We start from the raw sequence: 19564 nt of genomic DNA on the forward strand, positions 1-19564 counted from the left end.
AAAACGATAAAACAGAACGATAAAACAGAACGGTAAGACAAAATAAGAAGAAAGAAAAGGGCTTGAAGATTTAGAAAGGCGGCTCCTCGTCGAAATCATTTTTAGAAAAGGGGGCTGCATTGGGGTTGTTCGCCTTGCTGGGCAGCGCGTCCATGATGTCGGAAAAGCCGTCGTCTATGCCGCCGAAATCATCTTGGGCATATCCGCCGCCTGTGTCTTCCAAATCTTTAAACTTGACAAAACTCTTTTCGAAGCGCAAACGAATGGTATCGATAGAGCCGTGTCGGTTTTTGGCTACAATAACTTCGGCGACATTTTTGGTGCTTTCACCATTTTCAAATTCGGTAATTTCGTAGTATTCAGGGCGATAGAGAAAAAGCACCATATCGGCATCTTGTTCTATCGAACCCGATTCCCTTAAATCCGAAAGTTGCGGCTTTTTGTCGCCTCCGCGCGTTTCTACGGCACGCGAAAGCTGTGAGAGTGCCAAAACAGGCACGTTGAGTTCTTTGGCAAGCTGTTTTAAAGCTCGCGAAATGCTGGCAATTTCCTGCTCACGATTGCCCTGCTTGCTCGATTCGCCCGTCATGAGCTGCAAGTAGTCGATGATAATCAGGTCGATGCCGTGTTGGGCTTTGAGCCTGCGGCATTTTGCTCGCAATTCCAAAATAGAAATGGCAGGCGTGTCGTCTATAAAAAGTTTTGCCTGCGCCAAAGAGCCTGTTTTTTTCAGAAGCTGCTCCCATTCGTATTCCTGCAATTTGGCACTTCTCAATTTTTCACTCTCAATTTCGGCTTCCCCCGACATCATACGCAAGAGCAACTGTTCAGACGACATCTCCAAAGAAAAAATCGCAACCGAACGATGAAAAGGATTCATGGCAGCATTTCGCGCCGCCGAAAGGACAAAGGCAGTGTTGTGCGTTAGGGTAAAATCATTGGTCAGATACAAATGGTCGGGGCTGCCAATCTGAATACACTGCGTTTCTACCGTTTCTTTGTAGGCGACGGCAGTGATGTATTTGAAAAGTGGCATAGGCGACTTTCCTAAGGCTTTTCCTACGCGCAAGTCGAAAAGGGCTTCGGGAAGTTCGAAGTGCAAGCCGTCTTTTTCATACTTTGCCCAACCGCCCAAAGAGCGAATCAGAAAGAGCAAATCTTTGATAAAAGGCTGATTGTGTTCGGGTTCGAAAATCGGATATACGCCCTGCGATTTGTCTTGTGCAAACTGACTTTGCGGATAACCCTGCTCCAAAATGCCCTCTAAAAGTTCCAATCGCTGCTCCAAACTACCCCAAAGGTAGGATTCTGGAATGGAAATAGGTAAGTTTTCAAATTCATTGAACAATTCCTTCAACTGACTGCGCAAAGGTTCAAGTGGCACTAAGTCTTTTTCTACAAGATGGCGCAAGTTGCGATTAGAGAGCAAAAAGCCCACGCCATAGGGCGGAAAATCGTATGTTTTTGGCTCAAATTGAAGCGGTTGCACAAGGGGAATGTAGTGATTGGGCGTGCCGTCGGGCAGATAGAGCGTATCTAAAATTTCGGCTAAGGAGCGTACTTTGCCGATACCGACCTTATCTGAACCCAAGTTTGTATCTGAATTTGTATCTGAATTTGTGCCTAATATGTGGGCATCAAGTTCTGCCTGTGCATCAAGTTCTGCCTGCATTGCCGAAAACCAAAGATGCTCCAAACAGCAAGTAGCCGACGTGCCATCATCAAAAAAGACCTCATACACATCTTTTTTACCCTGCGGAAAGATGCCCACAAGGGGATAGAAAACTCCGTCGCTGCCTGCAATGCGGTCTTCTACTGTTAGGTCGCCCATTTTTTTCCAACCCTTTGCGGTGAGCAAAAGGGCATCAAGGGGCTGCGCTTTACCCATAGCAGGGCGTGCCGCAATGATGACCAAGTCGGAAGGCTGCCACCCCGAAGTGAGGCGGTCTAAGTTGGTAAAACCGCTGGCTACGCCCGTAAGTCCGTCTTTATTTTTGCGCTTTTCTGCAATTTCTTTAATCGTTTTGGTAAAGACGCTCTGCATATCGGCGGCTTTTTTTCGAATAGTAGCCTCTGCCAAATCAAAAAGGTGCTGTTGTGCCGAATCTAATAAGTCAAAGACATCTACCAAATCGTCTAAGGATTCTTGTCCGATTTTATTAGAAATGCTATGCAGTTCGCGCTTGATGGCTTTTTCCAAGATGATTTGGGCATGATATTGAACGTTTGCCGAAGAATTGACCTCGGCGGTTAGGGCAGCGACAGTGGCTACGCCCCCAATTTTTTCCAATTCACCTAAGCGTTTTAGCTCCTCACAAACGGTGAAGATGTCTATCGGATTACCCTTTGCCGAAAGGTTGAGGATAGCTTGATAGATGGTCGCATACGCTGGCTCATAAAAATGCTTTGCCCGCAAAAACTCCTCTACCTCGCCAATGGCTTCGCGCTCGAGCATCAATGCGCCCAAGACTGCCTTCTCTATGTCGGTAGCCTGTGGGGGCATGCGTGCGTCTGTGCTTTGAAGCGAAATTTTGCGCACGCGACTATCTTGGCGGCTGCTGTAATAGCCATTGTTTTCGGGTTCTTTGGACATATCTTGTGGGTATCAAAGAGGCGACATCAAGCAAAACAAGACAAAATCTCCCTTTCGCACCCTCAAAATCAGGCACAAACATTCGTACAAAACAGAGCCGCACGAAAAGGATAGACTTTTTAGATTGTAAAGTTACGCTTTTTTTTCGAGGGCAATCACACAAATTTGGAAAATTATACCAAAATGCAGCCCCACTCAAAGTTCAAACAAAGCTCGAACAAAAGACGGACAAGGCAGAGTCTTTTCCCTACCTTTATGAACAATGATATTGAATCCTGCGCAAAGTCTTGTGTTGTCAAATTTGAAGCGAAATAAAATTTGGGCTGAACTTTTTTTAGGTCTGAAAGCCCTTTCTTATTTCCATCTCACTGCGGATAAGGCAATGCCTTGTCCCTACTCCTGCGAACAGTGGCACGCCACAAGGTTTCCTACAAAAGTGCCATTTTGTCAGGTTTTGAAAAAAAACAGAAAGGCGCGTGGCTACTTTTTTGCAATTTTGGCAAAAAAATAGGTCTATCTGTCCCTTTCGCCTTTCCGCTTTGGGCTTGGCATATCAGTTGTTAAAAAGAGGACAAACACAATCATTTTTCATCTACTCTACAAAAAGAAGTACAACCTCATGGGAAAAATTATAGGCATAGACTTAGGAACGACCAACTCTTGCGTATCAGTTATGGAAGGCAATGAGCCTGTCGTTATCACCAATAGCGAAGGGAAACGCACTACCCCCTCTATCGTCGCTTTTATGGACAACGGCGAGCGCAAAGTAGGCGACCCTGCCAAACGCCAAGCGATAACCAACCCCGACAAAACTATCGCGTCTATCAAACGCTTTATGGGACGCTCTTTTGCCGAAGTGCAGGGCGAAACCAAATACATTTCTTACAAATTAGCACAAGGGGCAAATAATACACCGCGCGTTCAGATTAAAGACCGTATGTATTCGCCACAGGAGATTTCGGCAATGGTCTTGCAAAAGATGAAAGCCACAGCCGAAGACTATTTAGGCACGACTGTAACCGAAGCCGTTATCACCGTTCCTGCTTATTTCAATGACGCGCAACGCCAAGCCACGATTGAGGCGGGTGAAATTGCAGGTCTGAAAGTGCGCCGTATCATCAACGAACCCACAGCGGCTGCCTTAGCCTACGGTTTGGATAAGAAAAGCCAAGACCTAAAAATTGCCGTCTTCGACTTAGGCGGGGGTACTTTTGATATTTCTATCCTCGAATTAGGTGATGGCGTTTTCGAGGTAAAATCTACCAACGGCGATACCCACTTAGGCGGCGACGATTTTGACCAAGTTATCATCGACTGGCTTGCCGAACAGTTCCAAAACGATTATAGCGTAGATTTGCGCAAAGACCCAATGGCTTTGCAGCGTTTGAAGGAAGCGGCAGAGAAAGCCAAAATTGAGCTTTCAAGTTCTACCCAAACCGAAATCAATTTGCCTTACATCATGCCTATCGATGGCGTGCCGAAGCACTTAGTAACCACGCTTACTCGTGCCAAATTTGAGCAAATCGCTGATAGCCTTGTGCGCCGCACCTTAGAGCCTTGCAAAAAGGCACTCGCTGATGCAGGCATGAACGCCAGCGAAGTTGATGAAGTTATCTTGGTAGGGGGTTCTACCCGTATTCCTAAAATTCAGGAAGAGGTAGAAAAATTCTTCGGCAAAAAGCCCTCTAAGGGTGTCAATCCCGACGAAGTAGTGGCAGTAGGCGCGGCTATTCAGGGCGGTGTCTTGACAGGTGAAGTGAAAGACGTACTCCTTTTAGACGTTACGCCACTTTCTTTGGGTATCGAAACAATGGGCGGCGTATTTACCAAGCTCATCGAATCTAACACGACCATTCCTACCAAAAAATCGCAGACCTTTTCTACTGCTGCCGACAGTCAGCCTTCGGTAGAAATTCACGTCTTACAAGGCGAGCGCAGCATGGCAAAAGACAACAAGACCATCGGACGCTTCCACTTAGACGGTATCCCCCCTGCACCGCGCGGAATCCCACAAATTGAAGTAACCTTTGATATTGACGCAAACGGGGTTATCAACGTTTCGGCAAAAGACTTAGGTACGAACAAGGAGCAAAAAATCCGCATTGAGGCTTCTTCTGGTCTTACAGACGAAGAAATCAAGCGTATGAAGCGCGAAGCCGAAGCCAATGCCGCTGCCGACAAAGAGTTCAAAGAAAAGGTAGATGCCGTCAATCAAGCCGACTCGATGATTTATCAGACCGAAAAACAACTCAAAGAATTTGGCGATAAACTTTCAGAAGGCAACAAGACCGCTATCCAATCTGCCCTCGACGACCTCCGCAAAGCGCATGCCGCACAAGATGCAAACGGCATCAAAACCGCTTTGGAAACCCTACAAGCCGCTTGGAACGCTGCCTCGCAAGAAATGTACGCCGCCGCAGGTGCAGCAGGAACTGACCCCAACGCAGGCGCGACAGGTTCGGCAGCAGGCGCGGAAAACAAAGGCGCAGACGACGTTACAGATGTAGATTATGAAGAAGTAGATGGTAAAAAATAAAAAATGATACCGATTTGCTTTACAAAAAAAGCGACTCCTATTGGGGTTGCTTTTTTTTATTTCTTTAAAAAAGTAAGCAGGTAGAGTTTGATTTAAAATATGATGATTTAAAATTTTAAAAAAATTAGAAAGTTTTGTTTTTATCTAAATATATGCCGTTTTATTTCAATCCAACTTAGGACAAGGCAGTGCCTTGTCCCTACCTTGACAAACGATTTTTTAAAACTTAACACCACTGCCGCTAACCCTCCGTTTCCTGATTTTCGCTTGCCCTAATTTCTATTTCTGCCTGCTTTTGTGCGGCTAATTGGCGGATTCGCTGCCTTTCTACCCAAGCCGAAATAAGGATACTGCCTTCATACAAGGCAAAAATGGGAAGGGAAATAATGACCTGACTCACTACGTCGGGCGGCGTGATAATTGCCGAAATGATAAGAATAATGACAATGGCATGGCGACGAAAGTGGCGCATCAGGGCAGGCGTAGCCAAACCTACCTTCGAGAGGGCAAAAGCAACCATCGGCAGTTGGAACATCAAACCGCAGGCGATAGTGAGCATCGCCACCGTCGTAACGTAGGAATGAATGTCAATTTCATTGACGATACTGGGGTCTATTTGATAATTAGACAAAAAATTGATAGAAAGTGGCGTGATGATAAAATAACCAAATAAAACGCCTATTCCGAAAAGCAAAGACACGAAAAAGGTAGTGCCGCGAATGGTCTGTTTTTCCGAAACATAAAGCGCGGGCTTGACAAATCGCCACAGTTCCCAAAAAGTATAGGGAAAGGCGCAGACAATACCCACCGCAAAAGAAGCCGCAATGTGCATCGTAAATTGCCCTGTCAGGACGCGATTTTGAATGATAAAAGGCAACTCTTTGATGCAAATGGCATCAGAAATCTGACACAAGAGCTGGTACGTCCAGAAATCGGCACGCGAAGGAGCTAAGATAATCCCCCCGAATACGATTTTTTCATTGAGGAAGGCAATGATGCTAAAAACCAAAATAGAAGCAAAGGCACGAATTAAGTGCCAACGCAATTCTTCCAGATGGTCTAAAAAACTCATCTCCTTTGCCTCTTTCCCCTCGTGGTTGGGCTTTTTTTCCGAATTAGAACGACTCATGGCGGTATCGGGTTTGAAAATAAACTCGCACAAAGGTACGAAAAAAAAGCATCTTGATTTTCAAAATCTCAAACCCCAAATTTTAAGCGGCTAAGTAACATCTGTTACGAAACGCCTGCCTTTTAAGCCCTAACTTTGTAGTATCAAAACAGAAAACGACTTCTTTCCTTTTTGAGTACCCCTTTCTCTATCACGTTGGTTATTGTTTTTATTCTGATTTTATCGCTTATTCTCTTTCTTATTTTCTCTCTGATTCTTTCTATTCTTTTTTCCACTTTTTCACCCCAAACGAAGAAAAATATGAACACAAATTTGGCAACTCTCCTAAAAAATGGCGAAGGCACTATCGTAGATGTACGCAGTTTTGGCGAATTTATGGGCGGACACCCAGCAGGTGCGCTCAATATCCCCCTACACGAAATTCCAAATCGAGTAGCAGAAATCAAAGCCCTCAAATCGCCTCTTATCCTCTGTTGTGCTTCGGGCAATCGCAGCGGACAGGCGCAAATGTACCTTTCGGCGCAAGGAATTGAATGTTACAATGGTGGCTCTTGGTTAGATGTCAATTATTTGCAGGCACAGACACAAGCCTAAGCCTTGAAAGGTTAGGTCTGAAAAATTTTGTAATTTGTGGAGGTAAAAAAGACTTGCTTCCACAAATTACAACTTTAAACTCAAAAACTAAAACTATTTTCTAACACTTTCTCATTTCTAAGATGCTCGAAACACTCAAAAAACTCTTTGGATTTTCCGCTGCCCCTGCCGTAGATTTCAAAACCTTAGTGGCACAAGGCGCAATTTTGGTGGATGTCCGCAGCCAAGCCGAATTTGCAGGCGGACACATCAAAGGGGCTATCAACATTCCCCTCGATAGCTTAGAAGCGAATCTGCACAAGCTCAAAGACAAGCAAAAACCCATCATCACACATTGCGCTTCAGGTAGGCGGAGCGGTATTGCGAAGGGCATTTTGGCTTCAAAAGGCTATGCACAGGTCTATAACGGCGGCGGTTGGCAAGGTTTGAAAGCGAAGTTAAGCTAATTATTTTTCAAAATTCTGACTTATTTTCAAAATCAGATGATACAAAAATTATATCAAACCCTATCCGCACCTTGGGATTTTATTCGCCTTTTGCGTTTGGGACTTGCCCTGCTTTTTATAGGTTCGGGCATTTGGGAATCGCAAATGGGTGCGCTCTTTTTAGGTGGTATTTTATTGGTACAAAGTCTGCTCAATGTGGGCTGTGGCATGGGTAGTTGCACCCCTGCCGCTCTGCACGAGCAAGCCCAAAAGCAACCAACGGACGCAAAGGCTCAACAGATAGTCTATGAAGAAGTTTTGCAAAAAAAGTCAAAGTAGCCGTTTTTATGGCTTGTTTCAAATTTGAACGAAATAAAATTTGGGCAGAACACTTTTTTAGGTCTGAAAGCCCTTTTTTATTTCAATCTTGTTGCGGACAAGGCAATGCCTTGTCCCTACCTTTGATTTTTAGAATTTAACCTTATTCCCCTCTCCACTCCTTTTTTTCCTTTATTATGCAAAAACAAAACTTTTGGACAGGCTTTCAAACGCCTGCCCTTTATCGCAGCCTTGTCTTGGGTCTGATGTTTTCTTTGGTCGTTCATTTGGGCGCGTGCCAAAAAGCCCCACAAAGCGTTACTACCGAAACAGCCACACAAAAAGGCACAAAAGAAATACTGACCACACCAGATTTTGAGCAAAAATTAGCTGCTACCCCACAGGCACAACTTGTAGATGTGCGCACACCTGCCGAATTTGCAAGCGGACACCTTAAAAATGCCGTCAATATTGATGTTAGTAGTTCGGATTTTAAAGAAAAAGTGGCGAATTTAGACAAAAGCAAGCCTATTTTTGTGTATTGCCGTTCGGGAGCGCGTAGCGGCATGGCAAGTGGCATCTTGCAGGAACTGGGTTTCACCCAAATCTATGACCTAAGAAATGGTATCGTCGCTTGGCAGGGCGCAGGAAAAGCCGTAGAGTAAAAGCATCATAAAACAAAGGCATCAGAGCAAAATAGTAAAAAACAAGATTTATGTTTTGTTTTGAAAATAAAAAATTTAAAACCAAATATTTTATCAAAACTATTAGTTTTGTGCTGCCATTTCAATACAACTTCGGACAAGGCAATGCCTTGTCCCTGCATTTGTACCCAATTTTTAGAAACTGTTTTTTTAGAACTTAGCACCATTTTGAAAAGGCAAAATCCTGCCTTTCACAACTCTAATTTGCGAAGCAGGCGCACCATTCTATCTACGCGCTCTGCCTCTGTTGGGGCTGCAAAAAGATAATCGAGGCTTTTTTCTTTTTCCAAATCCGAAAGCCGCGCAAAAATCGCCGCCGCCTCTGGTGCATGCTGCAAACAGGCTTGCCAAGTTTCTAAAAAATCCTGCGGAAAGGCAAAAGGATAAAGTCGCAATTCTACCCAATCTCCTGCTTTTTTACCCAATTTTTTGCGCAAAGCTGCCCCCAAAGGCAGAAAAAGACGACCGCCTCCCATGGGCATCAGACGACAATGTGGCAAGGTGAGCGCGTCTATTTGTCCCATAGCACGCACCCAACCAAAAGAAGCCCTTGGGTTTTGTGGCACTTGGGGCAAGTAAAGGTAATGCCAACCGCCTTTGCCCTCGAATTTTTCAATGCAAAAACTGCCTTCTACCAATGTTTTTTCATTTGATACCATATAGAAACTTTTTTTTAGCTAAAAAATGAAATTATATTGCTACAAAAAAAACACTCCAACAAAGCTGGAGTGTTTTTCTACTCACAGCCTAAAATAGATTGCTCTATCCTAAGCCATGATGAAAATGGGCTACAAACAATCCTTTTTATCAAAAGGACATGCAAAGATAGGAAAAAACAATCCAAATGCAAAACGCGCAGGTGCATAAAAGATTAAAAATTTTCAACATCTTGACTTTTAGGCACTTATTTCCAAAGAAAATAAGGTATAACCCTTATTTTTTTGCTTTTTGTTCAGCGTTTTGGCTTCCAAAGTTTTTATTTGCAAGCAAGTTGCATTTTTCTACCACAAAAATAAGAGGCAGCCACCACTTTGTGGAACTTTTAAAAAAACAAGACCTCGCCGCTTTAAAATAGCAGCAAGGTCTTGCCCTTCTTGCCAATTAGTGCCAATTAGCGCAAAATTTAGAGAGCCGCCGTAACAACAACTTTCTGCCATTTGGTCTGCTTGCCTACTTGGGTGCGCAAAAAATAAGTGCCTGCGCCATATCCGCGCAAATCAATTTGGGTCTGAAAATCGCCTTCTACGGCTTCGCGCATCTCCTCGTGCTGTAAAGCACCCGAATCGCGATATAGGGCAATGAATACCGTTTCTTTTTTGATGTCTTTTAGTTTTATATCAAAACTTCCTTCTGATACCTGCGGCGTAATTTGGCAGCGGTTATCGGGCAATGCTTCTATTTGGTTGTCAGATAGTTGGGTATTGAAGGCTTGCGGTAGCTCGTTGGGGCTTAGGTTTTCGAAGTGAATGGTTTTGATGGCGTAGGTGCTTTTTTGTCGTGCTTCATCTTCGTCTGTTGGGAAACGGTAGCGATAGCCTCTTGCTTGTTCTTCAATTTGGACATCAATTTGTGGGAAATCTTCAAACATTTCGGCTACATCTTGAAGGGCATCTTCCATGTCGCGCATGGCAGCTTCTATGTCGGTGCGTAGTTCTTGGGAAAAAGCCTCGCCATCGATTTTAAAGTCGAAGTCGAAAATGGGTCTTTTGATTTTCCCCTGCTTGCCGCGCCAAATTCTGATGTCGGCAATGTCTTCTAATTCTTCGACATCTACCTGAATATCAAAGTCTTCTGTTTCATAGACTTCTGTCTTGCCGTCTTTTTCTATCGTAATCTTGACCTTGCGCCTATTTTTTTGAGTAGTGGTAGAATCGGGCGTTTCGTTTTGGCTCTGTGCTGCCAGTGGCGCGTGAGTGGCGAGGAGAAAAAAGAAGCTACAAAATAGAACGCCTTGTAGGAAAAGAGGTATCATTTTCATAAGAAATAGAGAAAAGAATGAGGAATAGCCCTACCCAAAGGGCAAATCGAGGAAATAAAATCGCGAATTTGCATAGAAAGACAAGGCTATTAAACAAAGAGTTGCATCTTTTGCGTTATGTTTGCGAAAAAAAACACAAACAAAACCCAATGCGAATGGTTATCAGAACAGTGCAAACGCTATGCTTCGTTTTTTTTATCGTTTGTCTTCCTACCCTTGCCAAAATAGGCGCAATCTCTCCCATGCACAGCACACACACCGACATAGAACAAATCCGCAAGGCTTATTTTTCTGCCACAGACAGCGAGCGCAAGACCGAATCGCTTTTGAAAGAAGTACAGAAAAAAAGCGCGACAGACCCTGTGTATCGCGCCTACGAGGGCGCGTGCGAAGCGATTTTGGCAAAATACATGTGGAGTCCGTATAGCAAATTTGCACAGGTGAATAAGGCGAAAGATTTATTTAAAAAGGCGATTGAGGCTGCCCCCGATAATGCCGAAATCCGCTTTCTGCGTTTTTCGGTACAACACAATTTGCCCGACTTTCTGCGCAATGAAAGCGATTTTCAGGCTGATAAAAAATTCCTCCTCCAAACCTTTGAACAAAACCAAATCGAGCTACTTTCGCCCTATCTTATCCAACAAATTGCCACTTTCCTGACCCAATCGGGGCGATACAAACCCGAAGAACGCAAGATTTTTGAAGCCTATCAGACCAAATAAAATTTGGCGACCTTAGAAGCAAGCCTTCTCAAAAAACGCTCTTAGGACAAATTTTTTCCCTACTTATGGGCAAATTAGGCTTTCTACCCTATATTTTTTGGTTAGGAAGGCGAAAAAACTTTTGATTTTCAAGCCCTTTTGAGGAACTTTTTTCGGTAAAAGTTTGCGTAGGTAGAAAAATGTGCGTACCTTTGCAGCCTTATATCTCGAAACAATCAAAAATAGACTTGAATAACACCTCTATCCAATGGCTGTACGTATCAGACTTGCAAGAAGAGGGCGCAAAAAATTACCTTTGTACGATGTAATCGTAGCAGATTCCCGAGCGCCACGGGATGGCAAATTCGTAGAAAAAATCGGGACTTACAACCCGCATACTGTCCCTGCTACTATTCTTTTAGATGAATCGAAGGCTTTGGATTGGCTCTTGAAAGGAGCGCAACCCAGCGATACGGTTCGTCGCATGCTTTCCTACAAAGGCTTGATGATTCGCAAACACCTCCAATTAGGAGTGTTGAAAGGTGCGATTCCACAAGAAGTAGCAGACGAGCGTTACCAAGCATGGCTCAATAGCAAAGAAAGCAAAATCCAAGACCGCGTAAGCAAACTTTCCGAAGAGAAAGAACAAGCGAAAAAAGCGCGTCTGGCTGCTGAAGCTAAAGTTAGCCAAGCTCGTGCGGAAGCCTTGCTCAAAAAGAAACAAGAAGCCGAAGCTGCACTTGCCGCTGAAATCGCTGCTGCTAAGGGCGAAGAAGAAGGACAAGAAGCCGAAGCCGACTCAAACAATGCCGAGGCATAAGCCCACACGCCACCCAATAGTGGCAGTGCTAAGGTTCTATCTCACGCGCCAAAAAAGCGCGAATTTATAGGCTTAACCCCTACAAGATAATGATAGCAAGCACATCATTGAAAAAACGCTACTTTTCTCGATAGAAAGGTAGCGTTTTTCTTTTTTGTTTCAAGCCAAACTTAGGACAAGGTTTAGGACAATGTAGCGCGAAGCTCTAGCTTCGCAAGGCAAACTTGCTATTTGAGCAAGTTTGCGCGAAACAGAGCGTTGTATCAAATTTAGACCAAATGCGAAAGGCTACGCTCGATGAAGTCAGAGAGCGATTTGCCCGAAAGCAAATGTTGTGAGAGCAAAGCCAAATCAAAAGCCTGTTGTGCTAATTTTTGCTGGGTAGCCGCGTCGGTTTCGGTCGCAATTTTTCTAATGAGGGCATGATTGCCATTGACTACTGCCTGATAAAATTCGGGCATCGCGCCGCCCATCATGGCTGCACCACCGACGTTCATTTCTTTGAAGCGGCGCATCATTTCCGACTGTGTTATCACAACGGGCATTTCGCTTTCAGGCAGCCCCTCGATGGCAACACTCACCTGACGATTGGCACTTTTAGCGGCATTTTGTGTTACTTCTTCAAATACTTTCTTTACAATTTCCTTTTCAGATTCGGAAAGCACCGATTCAAGTGTCTCTGCCTTTTCGATGAGCTTATCGATGGAATCGGCATCTACGCGCTTGATTTGTAGCTTTTCTTGCTTACTTTCCAGACGTTGGGTAAAATGTGGGTCTATGACAGTATCAAATTGTAGGACATCATAGCCGCGCTTTTGTGCCGATTGGATATAAGTGTGCTGCTTTTCGGGGTCGGTGGTGTAAAGCAAAACTACTTTTTCGTCTTTGTCAGTTTGGGCAGCTTTTACCTTTTCTTTGTACTCTTCTAAGGTAAAGTATTGATTTTCAATGTTTTTGAAAAGAATACTTTTTTCTACCTTTTCAAAAAACTTTTCTTCGGTAACAGCCCCATACTTGACAAAAAGACCGATGTCGTCCCATTTTTGGGCATAATCTTCGCGCTTTTCTTTGAAAAGTTGGTTTAATTTTTCTGCTACCTTGCTCATGATGTGATTGCTAATCCTACGCACATTGCCATCTGCCTGCAAATAGCTACGTGAAACGTTGAGGGGAATATCAGGCGAATCGAGAACACCATGTAGCAGGGTCAGAAATTCGGGTACAATGTCCTTTACCTCGTCAGTGATAAAGACTTGGCGGCTATAAAGTTGGATTTTGTCGCGCGAAACAGTAAGGTCTTGGCGCACTTTTGGGAAGTATAAAATCCCCGTTAGATTGAAGGGATAATCTACGTTTAAGTGAATCCAAAAGAGGGGGTCGGGCGAAAAGGGATAGAGTTCTTTGTAGAATTTGAGGTAATCTTCGTCTTGCAAGTCGGCGGGTTTTCGTACCCAAAGCGGCTCGGTATTGTTGATGGTATCGCCTTCAAAGACGATTTTGATAGGCAGAAACTTGCAATGTTTGTTTAGGATATTGGTCAGACGGGCTTTTTCTAAAAATTCTTCCGAATCAGGTGCAATATGCAAGATAATATCCGTACCGCGCTCTTCTTTTTGTGCCTCCTCGATGCTAAAAGACGTAGAGCCTTCACAACTCCAAAGGGCAGCAGGCGCGTCTTGATACGATTTAGTCAGAATTTCTACCTTTTTAGCGACCATAAAAGCCGAATAAAAGCCCAAGCCGAAGTGTCCGATAATCTCTTTGGTTTGGTCTTTATACTTTTCTACAAATTCGGTTGCACCCGAAAAAGCAATCTGATTGATGTATTTTTTGATTTCCTCTGCCGTCATGCCGATACCTTTATCGCTGATGGTGAGCGTTTTGGCTTCTTTATCGAGCTTGATTTCTACCTGCAACTCACCCAATTCGCCACTGTATTCGCCCAAAGAGGAGAGGCGTTTAATTTTTTGAGTCGCATCTACGGCATTGGCGACCAGTTCGCGCAAAAAGATTTCGTTATCAGAGTAGAGGAACTTTTTAATGATAGGGAAAATATTTTCTGTATTAACCGAAAGCGTACCTTGTTCTAACATAATGTAGGATATAAAGCGTGAAGAAAATGAGGAAATGAGAAAAAAGCAAGACCGATTGTAGTCGAAAAAGCACTCGACAAAGACTATTCCAAAGCACACAAAACCTGCACTTTTGTCAGTTTTTTAGTCGTTTGTGGGACACAAACAACGGCAAAATGGCAGTTTAGGTTTTTTAGTCGTTTGTGGGACACAAACAACGGCGGAGTCATTTGTGGGACACAAACAACGGCGGAGTCATTTGTGAGGACACAAACAACGGCGGAGTCATTTGTGGGACACAAACAACGGCGGAGTCATTTGTGAGGACACAAACAACGGCGCAAACAATGGCGTGCGAAAAGACCGCGCCGACGGACAACGCCCTCGCCGACGGTTGTATTTTTCCAAAAAAATCGTATCTTTCGGCTACACACTTTTTATCATCAAGATATGAAACTCATCAAAGTTGCAGGGGCAGTTTTGAACCAAACGCCCTTAGATTGGGAAGGCAATAAAAGGCGCATTTTAGCGGCAATCAGCAGTGCCAAGCGTCAGCAGGTTAGTATTCTTTGTTTGCCCGAACTCTGCATTACGGGGTATGGCTGCGAAGATATGTTTTACGCACCCGGCGTGATAGCTGCCGCTCAAAGGGTTTTATTCGAAATATTGCCACACACAGAGGGCATTATCACCTGTTTGGGTCTGCCGCTGATGTATCAAAATCGCACCTTCAATACTTGCGCTTTGGTAGTAGATGGCAAAATTGCAGGCTTTGCTGCCAAAAGATTTTTAGCAGGCAATGGCATACACTACGAACCGCGCTGGTTTACGCCTTGGGTAGCAGAAAAGCAGGTACAAATCACGCTACACGATTTAGACCAAACCGCTCATCAGTTTCCCTTAGGCGACATCTTTTTCGATATTGGTGGTATCAAGATGGGCTTCGAAATTTGTGAAGATGCCTGGGTAGCGAATCGCCCTGGGCGCAATCTCTACCGCTACGGCGCAGATTTGATACTCAACCCTTCAGCAAGTCATTTTGCTTTTCGTAAGATAGAAGTGCGCAAACGGTTTGTATTAGAAGGCTCACGCGCCTTTGGAGTCGCCTATATCTATGCCAACCTTTTGGGCAACGAGGCAGGCAGAGCCATTTACGACGGCGGCACTATCATTGCTTCGGCAGGCGAAATTGCGAACATAGGCGAGCGTTTGGGCTTTTATGAGCAGCTCGTTACGACGGCAGTAATTGATATTGATGCCAATAGAATTGCACAATCGCAAGCCAGCACAACTTTTGATTTGCCCCCTACCCAAGAAAATTGTATCAACCTGCCCTTTTCCTACCCAAGCATCGAGACCGAACCCTACGACCCCAACGAGGAGTCGTGGGAATATAGTCCCCAAATTTGGGAGGAAGAGTTTGCGCGTGCCTTAGCCTTAGGGCTTTTTGATTATTTGCGCAAAAGCTATTCACAGGGCTTTGTCATTTCCCTTAGCGGTGGGGCAGACTCTTCGGCAGTGGCGGCTTGTTGTTTTCTGATGATAAAATTGGGCGTAGAAAGTATCGGCTTAGAAGCCTTCAAAGCCCAACTTTCGCATATCAAAGCCATCAAAGAGGCAAAAAACATCGAGGAGATTGCCGAAAAAATCATCATCACAGCCTACCAGCCCACCGAAAACAGTTCGGAAACGACGCGCTATGCCGCCGAAGCCTTAGCCAAAGCCTTGCATGCGACCCATTATCAGCTCAATGTTGGGCAGGTAGTAAAAGAATATCACCAAATTGTAGAAAAAGCCTTAGGGCGCAAACTCACTTGGGCGCAAGACGACATCACGCTACAAAACGTACAGGCGCGTGTGCGTGCGCCTTCGGTTTGGATGTTGGCAAATATTCACAATGCCCTGCTGCTTTCTACCAGCAATCGTTCAGAGGCTGCCGTTGGCTACGCCACTATGGACGGCGATACCAGCGGAGGGCTTTCCCCCATTGCAGGCATAGACAAGGACTTTCTGCGCAAATGGCTCAAATGGTTAGAGAAAAAGGGCATAGAAAATCGCTTCCAAATTCCTGCCTTGCAGTATGTCAATCAGCAAGCACCCACTGCCGAGCTACGTCCGCTTGAAAACAAGCAAACCGACGAAGACGACCTGATGCCCTACGACCTTTTAGATGCCATCGAGGAGGCTGCCATTCGCGACAAAAAAATGCCCGCCGAGTGTTTGCTTGTCCTGCAACAACGTTTTACACAATACGAGCGCGAACAACTCAAAATTTGGATAGACAAGTTTTTCCGACTTTGGAGCAGAAACCAATGGAAACGTGAGCGTTACGCGCCCTCTTTCCACTTAGACGACAAAAACCTCGACCCCAAAACGTGGTGTCGCTTCCCTATCCTTTCAAGTGGCTTTGCATACGAACTTGAACAACTTAGAAAGAGTTAGGCGTATGGGCAGGGCAGTGGTGTTAAGTTCTGTAAAAAAACTTGTTTTATCAAATTAGAAACAAAATAAAATTTGAACTTAAACCCTAAGGGTCTTGAAGACCCTTAGGGTTTGGGGCATAGGACAAGGCAATGCCTTGTCCCTACATTTGAATCTAATTTTTAGAATTTAATATCTCACTGCCCCAAACGGTGCCTTATTTTTACTCTATCAAAAAAAAAATCTCTTACCAAGCCCTGCTCGATAAGAGATTTTTTTGAAAGCTATTCAAAAATTAGTTGTTGATGTACTTCAAAAACACTTCCGAAAAATCTTTGCGTAGATACTTTTCTTTGCCCGCCTCAATCCAAGCCAAGACGTACTCATGGACGCGCTTCAATTCATCGACCTTATTGACCGACTCGCTGCGATTGCCAACCACCGTTTGTAGTGCCTTGTCTAAACTTTCCATGTGGGTGCGAAACTTCGAATGATTCTCACTCACGATAAGGGAAATCGTGTAAAGAGCCTTATACAAGTCGGCTAACTGCTTTATCTGCTTTTTATCCACGTCAATAGAAAAAGTCAGACCGCCGCCCGATTTGAGCGAGCTATTGTCGCCATAATCCGTATTGCCCATGTAGAATTTTATCTCTACATCTAAATCAATATTTCCAGCGGTTTCCAAAGTAACGCCGCCGATAGGGTGCTTGTAATATTCGTATCGCTTCAAAAGGCGTTTTTTGTTTAAGGCACTATTGCCATCTACATGCACCAAGGCGCGATTGGTAAAGCAATATTCATCTTGTTTGGATTTGATGAGGAAAAAAATCTTTTCGCCGTCCTCATGCAAGATATAATCGTCCGACTCTACTTTGTCGTAATCGGAAGGCGGTACAATGATGCCGATGTCGCTCAATCCTAAGGCTTCAGATGCAATTCTTTTGAACATAAAAAAGGTGGAAAAGTGTAAAACATCAATTGAAAATAAAAAAAGAGCTATAAAATGCCCCAAATGGCGGTACAAATTTGATGCCCTTTTGCAGGCTGCCTACTTTTGGCAGCAAGTTGCGTATAAGTTAGTGAATATTTTAGAGATAGGCGGCACAAATTAGGCGAAGTTGGGCAAAAAATTAAGGCTTGCCGCTTTTTTTTGCTTTTTTAGCATTGTTTTTTCGCTTATCTTGTTCAAAATTCGGTACGACAAGGTTTTTTCCCAAACCTTACTTTCTTTTCGGTTATGAAACGGCAGTCTTTTCGCTTTTCGCGCCTATTTTTCTGGTGTGCCTCTCTTATCGGGCTTTCCCTTATGCAGCTATATGCGCAGGCAGAGCGCGATTTTTTGCTCAATGGCAAAGAAGATTTAGAAAAAAAATACTACCGCAGTGCGCGTTATTTCTTCGAAGAAGCCCTCAAAATCAATCCGAACAACGTAGAAGCGCAATTTTATCAGGCTGTTTCGCAAATCCATCTCCACCAAGCGGAAAAGGGCTTGTCTTTGTTGGCTCAAATCAGCCCTGCCGCCGCGCCACAGGGCGAAGTGGGCTATTATTATTGGTTAGCCGAAGCGCATTTTTTGAATGAAGATTTTGCCGCTGCCCAAAATTCGCTTCTTTCCTTTAAAAAAAGCAGGGAAAAAGATTCGAAACAAAAAGCCTACGACGCACTTGCCACCCATTTAGAGGCACAACTTGGCGAGGCGCAAAAGGCTTACACACAGCCTTATGCCATTTTTATAGAAAATTTAGGGACAGAAATCAATTCAGAATTTGATGAATTTGGGATTTTATTAGATAAGACCCAACGCGATTTGATTTTTACAACCAATAGAGAATCGCAAAACCACCGACAAGCCGCCCATTTATACGACAAAGACCGTTTCACAACCCATTATAGCACCCAAAATAGCGACGGCAGTTGGAAAAAAAATCAGCCCTTTTATGTTAGCGACGAAGCCCATAGCAGCCAAACCGACGAGGTTATTGTGCTACAAATTTTGGAACGCAGCTTTACGGGCAGCGACAAAAAATTACTTATCTCCAAAAACGGACAACTGCACCTTATCGAGCAAAAACAAGGCATTTGGCAGCCCTCCCAACTTTTTTCGCCTACCCTCGATGCCGACAAAGGCGTGCAAAAATATGCCGTTCTTTCTAAAAAACAAGACTTTATCATCTTTGCTTCCGACTACCGCTCGAAAGAAAATTTTGAGCTTTTTGTAGCTTATTACGATAAAAACCTGAAAGATTGGCAGAAACCAGAGCCTTTGGATAGCCTCAATTCCACCTATCACGAAGTTTCGCCTTTTTTAGCCGACGACCAAACCCTTTATTTTAGCTCAAAAGGGCATAATGCAATGGGCGGTTACGACGTTTTTAAATCTACCTTCGAGCCTAAAACAAAAAAATGGCGCAGCCCCACACGCCTGCCCTATCCCATCAATAGTGTCGCAGATGATTTTTATTTCAATTTAGAAAAAGAAGTGGCTTATTTGGTTTCAAATAGAAAGGGAAGCATTGGGGGCGAAGATATTTTCCGCTTTTTCCTTTTTGATAGCCTCACTTTGAAAGGGAAAGTACAAAATAGAGATAGCCAAGAGCCTTTGGCAGGAGCTAAGATTCTGATTTTCAATTCAGAAGAAGCCGCTACTTCCGAAAAGGCAATAGAAAAACATTGGCTTGCACAAAGCGACGCGCAGGGCGAATATCAAATCCGTCTGCCCCTATTGCCGCAAGTGAAAATCAGTGTCATTTTGAATGAAAAAACCTTGTATGAGCAGAGCCTACGGCTAAATCCTTCTATTTTGGCACGAAGAAGTGAAAAGATTTATATCCAAAATTTTCATTTGCAGGTGCAAAAAGAAATCAAGATGGACGACTTTCTAACCAGTGGCAGCCTTAAAAAGTATATCCTCAAAAATATTTACTTCGAGATAGGCAGCGCAAATCTCGAACCGCGCTCTTTCCCCGAACTGTTGCGTTTGGCAGACTTTATGCGTCAGAATCCCGACCTAAGCATTGAAATTGGCGGACATACGGACAATGTTGGTAGCCCCAAGAGTAATTTGGTGCTTTCGCAGGCACGTGCCGAAGCCGTCCGCGTGTTTCTTATTGAAAAGGGAAAAATAGAAGCCTACCGCCTCCAAGCACAGGGCTACGGGCAGACGCAGCCTATCGCCAGCAACGACGACGAATTGGAAGGGCGCGAACTCAATCGCCGCATAGAGGTCAAAATCCTACCCGAAGAGTAGCACAACCAAGAGGGCGACAAAGT

At 44.2% G+C, this 19564-nt stretch carries 17 protein-coding genes; 11 read left to right on the forward strand and 6 right to left on the reverse strand.

Features of this window, described 5'->3' with window-relative positions; all coding sequences use genetic code 11:
- Positions 1 to 70: 70 nt before the first annotated feature.
- Complete coding sequence (dnaB, locus tag G500_RS25540) at positions 71 to 2593, reverse strand: replicative DNA helicase (RefSeq protein WP_086047938.1); 2523 nt, start codon at positions 2591 to 2593, stop codon at positions 71 to 73.
- A gap of 262 nt (positions 2594 to 2855) precedes the next feature.
- On the opposite strand from dnaB, the gene G500_RS0116095 reads away from it, so the two are divergent.
- Together G500_RS0116095 and dnaK are read left to right on the forward strand one after the other, a co-directional pair.
- Positions 2856 to 3104, forward strand: a complete 249-nt coding sequence (locus G500_RS0116095) for a hypothetical protein (RefSeq protein WP_027003296.1) — start codon at positions 2856 to 2858, stop codon at positions 3102 to 3104.
- Positions 3105 to 3212: 108 nt separating this feature from the next.
- Entirely contained in the window at positions 3213 to 5129 is a 1917-nt protein-coding gene (gene dnaK / locus G500_RS0116100; RefSeq protein WP_027003297.1) for a molecular chaperone DnaK, read from the forward strand.
- 241 nt (positions 5130 to 5370) lie between these two features.
- On the opposite strand, the gene tatC is transcribed toward dnaK, so the two are convergent.
- Entirely contained in the window at positions 5371 to 6258 is an 888-nt protein-coding gene (gene tatC / locus G500_RS0116105; protein WP_027003298.1) for a twin-arginine translocase subunit TatC, read from the reverse strand.
- 300 nt (positions 6259 to 6558) lie between these two features.
- On the opposite strand from tatC, the gene G500_RS0116115 reads away from it, so the two are divergent.
- The 4 genes from G500_RS0116115 to G500_RS23870 all read left to right on the forward strand — a co-directional run bounded on the left by G500_RS0116115 (position 6559) and on the right by G500_RS23870 (position 8260).
- On the forward strand, positions 6559 to 6852 hold the full coding sequence (locus G500_RS0116115; protein WP_035757801.1) for a rhodanese-like domain-containing protein: 294 nt from the start codon (positions 6559 to 6561) through the stop codon (positions 6850 to 6852).
- A gap of 122 nt (positions 6853 to 6974) precedes the next feature.
- Positions 6975 to 7298: a rhodanese-like domain-containing protein gene (locus G500_RS0116120; protein ID WP_027003300.1), complete on the forward strand. Its 324-nt coding sequence runs from the start codon at positions 6975 to 6977 to the stop codon at positions 7296 to 7298.
- A 36-nt stretch (positions 7299 to 7334) separates the two neighbouring features.
- Complete coding sequence (locus G500_RS0116125) at positions 7335 to 7616, forward strand: hypothetical protein (RefSeq protein WP_027003301.1); 282 nt, start codon at positions 7335 to 7337, stop codon at positions 7614 to 7616.
- Between the two features lie 176 nt (positions 7617 to 7792).
- Positions 7793 to 8260, forward strand: coding sequence for a rhodanese-like domain-containing protein (locus tag G500_RS23870; RefSeq protein WP_245574499.1), 468 nt, complete (start codon positions 7793 to 7795; stop codon positions 8258 to 8260).
- A 230-nt stretch (positions 8261 to 8490) separates the two neighbouring features.
- Here G500_RS23870 and G500_RS0116145 read toward each other — a convergent pair whose 3' ends face one another.
- Both G500_RS0116145 and G500_RS0116155 read right to left on the reverse strand, forming a co-directional pair.
- Positions 8491 to 8958, reverse strand: coding sequence for a DUF1905 domain-containing protein (locus G500_RS0116145; protein ID WP_027003303.1), 468 nt, complete (start codon positions 8956 to 8958; stop codon positions 8491 to 8493).
- Between the two features lie 464 nt (positions 8959 to 9422).
- Positions 9423 to 10277, reverse strand: coding sequence for a T9SS type A sorting domain-containing protein (locus tag G500_RS0116155; protein ID WP_027003305.1), 855 nt, complete (start codon positions 10275 to 10277; stop codon positions 9423 to 9425).
- A 155-nt stretch (positions 10278 to 10432) separates the two neighbouring features.
- Between G500_RS0116155 and G500_RS0116160 the strand changes: the two genes are divergently transcribed.
- Together G500_RS0116160 and G500_RS0116165 are read left to right on the forward strand one after the other, a co-directional pair.
- Positions 10433 to 10999, forward strand: coding sequence for a hypothetical protein (locus G500_RS0116160; RefSeq protein WP_154657191.1), 567 nt, complete (start codon positions 10433 to 10435; stop codon positions 10997 to 10999).
- A gap of 247 nt (positions 11000 to 11246) precedes the next feature.
- Positions 11247 to 11798, forward strand: coding sequence for a 30S ribosomal protein S16 (locus G500_RS0116165; RefSeq protein ID WP_027003307.1), 552 nt, complete (start codon positions 11247 to 11249; stop codon positions 11796 to 11798).
- Positions 11799 to 12067: 269 nt separating this feature from the next.
- Here the strand turns inward: G500_RS0116165 and htpG are convergent, their stop codons facing one another.
- Positions 12068 to 13891, reverse strand: coding sequence for a molecular chaperone HtpG (gene htpG / locus G500_RS0116170; protein ID WP_027003308.1), 1824 nt, complete (start codon positions 13889 to 13891; stop codon positions 12068 to 12070).
- A gap of 268 nt (positions 13892 to 14159) precedes the next feature.
- Here htpG and G500_RS25795 point away from each other — a divergent pair, with 268 nt between their 5' ends.
- Positions 14160 to 14324 (forward strand): hypothetical protein, encoded by a 165-nt coding sequence (locus tag G500_RS25795; protein WP_154657192.1) that lies wholly within the window; start codon positions 14160 to 14162, stop codon positions 14322 to 14324.
- A complete protein-coding gene (gene nadE, locus G500_RS0116180) occupies positions 14321 to 16312 on the forward strand; it encodes an NAD(+) synthase (RefSeq protein WP_027003309.1) in 1992 nt (663 codons plus the stop codon). Before G500_RS25795 ends, nadE begins: the two co-directional genes overlap by 4 nt.
- A gap of 274 nt (positions 16313 to 16586) precedes the next feature.
- Here the strand turns inward: nadE and G500_RS0116185 are convergent, their stop codons facing one another.
- Complete coding sequence (locus tag G500_RS0116185) at positions 16587 to 17243, reverse strand: PH domain-containing protein (protein WP_027003310.1); 657 nt, start codon at positions 17241 to 17243, stop codon at positions 16587 to 16589.
- A gap of 288 nt (positions 17244 to 17531) precedes the next feature.
- Between G500_RS0116185 and G500_RS0116195 the strand changes: the two genes are divergently transcribed.
- Positions 17532 to 19541, forward strand: a complete 2010-nt coding sequence (locus tag G500_RS0116195) for an OmpA family protein (RefSeq protein WP_027003311.1) — start codon at positions 17532 to 17534, stop codon at positions 19539 to 19541.
- The last annotated feature ends 23 nt before the right edge of the window (positions 19542 to 19564 follow it).

The sequence above is a fragment of the Hugenholtzia roseola DSM 9546 genome (assembly GCF_000422585.1).
Lineage (GTDB): Bacteria > Bacteroidota > Bacteroidia > Cytophagales > Bernardetiaceae > Hugenholtzia > Hugenholtzia roseola.

Coding starts and splice junctions, on each gene's coding strand:
- G500_RS23870 (WP_245574499.1), top strand. CDS start 7,793: ATGCAAAAACAAAACTTTTGGACAGGCTTTCAAACGCCTGCCCTTTAT.
- G500_RS0116195 (WP_027003311.1), top strand. CDS start 17,532: ATGAAACGGCAGTCTTTTCGCTTTTCGCGCCTATTTTTCTGGTGTGCC.
- nadE (WP_027003309.1), top strand. CDS start 14,321: ATGAAACTCATCAAAGTTGCAGGGGCAGTTTTGAACCAAACGCCCTTA.
- G500_RS0116115 (WP_035757801.1), top strand. CDS start 6,559: ATGAACACAAATTTGGCAACTCTCCTAAAAAATGGCGAAGGCACTATC.
- G500_RS0116120 (WP_027003300.1), top strand. CDS start 6,975: ATGCTCGAAACACTCAAAAAACTCTTTGGATTTTCCGCTGCCCCTGCC.
- dnaB (WP_086047938.1), bottom strand. CDS start 2,593: ATGTCCAAAGAACCCGAAAACAATGGCTATTACAGCAGCCGCCAAGAT.
- G500_RS0116125 (WP_027003301.1), top strand. CDS start 7,335: ATGATACAAAAATTATATCAAACCCTATCCGCACCTTGGGATTTTATT.
- G500_RS0116165 (WP_027003307.1), top strand. CDS start 11,247: ATGGCTGTACGTATCAGACTTGCAAGAAGAGGGCGCAAAAAATTACCT.
- G500_RS0116145 (WP_027003303.1), bottom strand. CDS start 8,958: ATGGTATCAAATGAAAAAACATTGGTAGAAGGCAGTTTTTGCATTGAA.
- G500_RS0116095 (WP_027003296.1), top strand. CDS start 2,856: ATGATATTGAATCCTGCGCAAAGTCTTGTGTTGTCAAATTTGAAGCGA.
- G500_RS0116155 (WP_027003305.1), bottom strand. CDS start 10,277: ATGAAAATGATACCTCTTTTCCTACAAGGCGTTCTATTTTGTAGCTTC.
- G500_RS0116185 (WP_027003310.1), bottom strand. CDS start 17,243: ATGTTCAAAAGAATTGCATCTGAAGCCTTAGGATTGAGCGACATCGGC.
- dnaK (WP_027003297.1), top strand. CDS start 3,213: ATGGGAAAAATTATAGGCATAGACTTAGGAACGACCAACTCTTGCGTA.
- htpG (WP_027003308.1), bottom strand. CDS start 13,891: ATGTTAGAACAAGGTACGCTTTCGGTTAATACAGAAAATATTTTCCCT.
- G500_RS0116160 (WP_154657191.1), top strand. CDS start 10,433: ATGGTTATCAGAACAGTGCAAACGCTATGCTTCGTTTTTTTTATCGTT.
- tatC (WP_027003298.1), bottom strand. CDS start 6,258: ATGAGTCGTTCTAATTCGGAAAAAAAGCCCAACCACGAGGGGAAAGAG.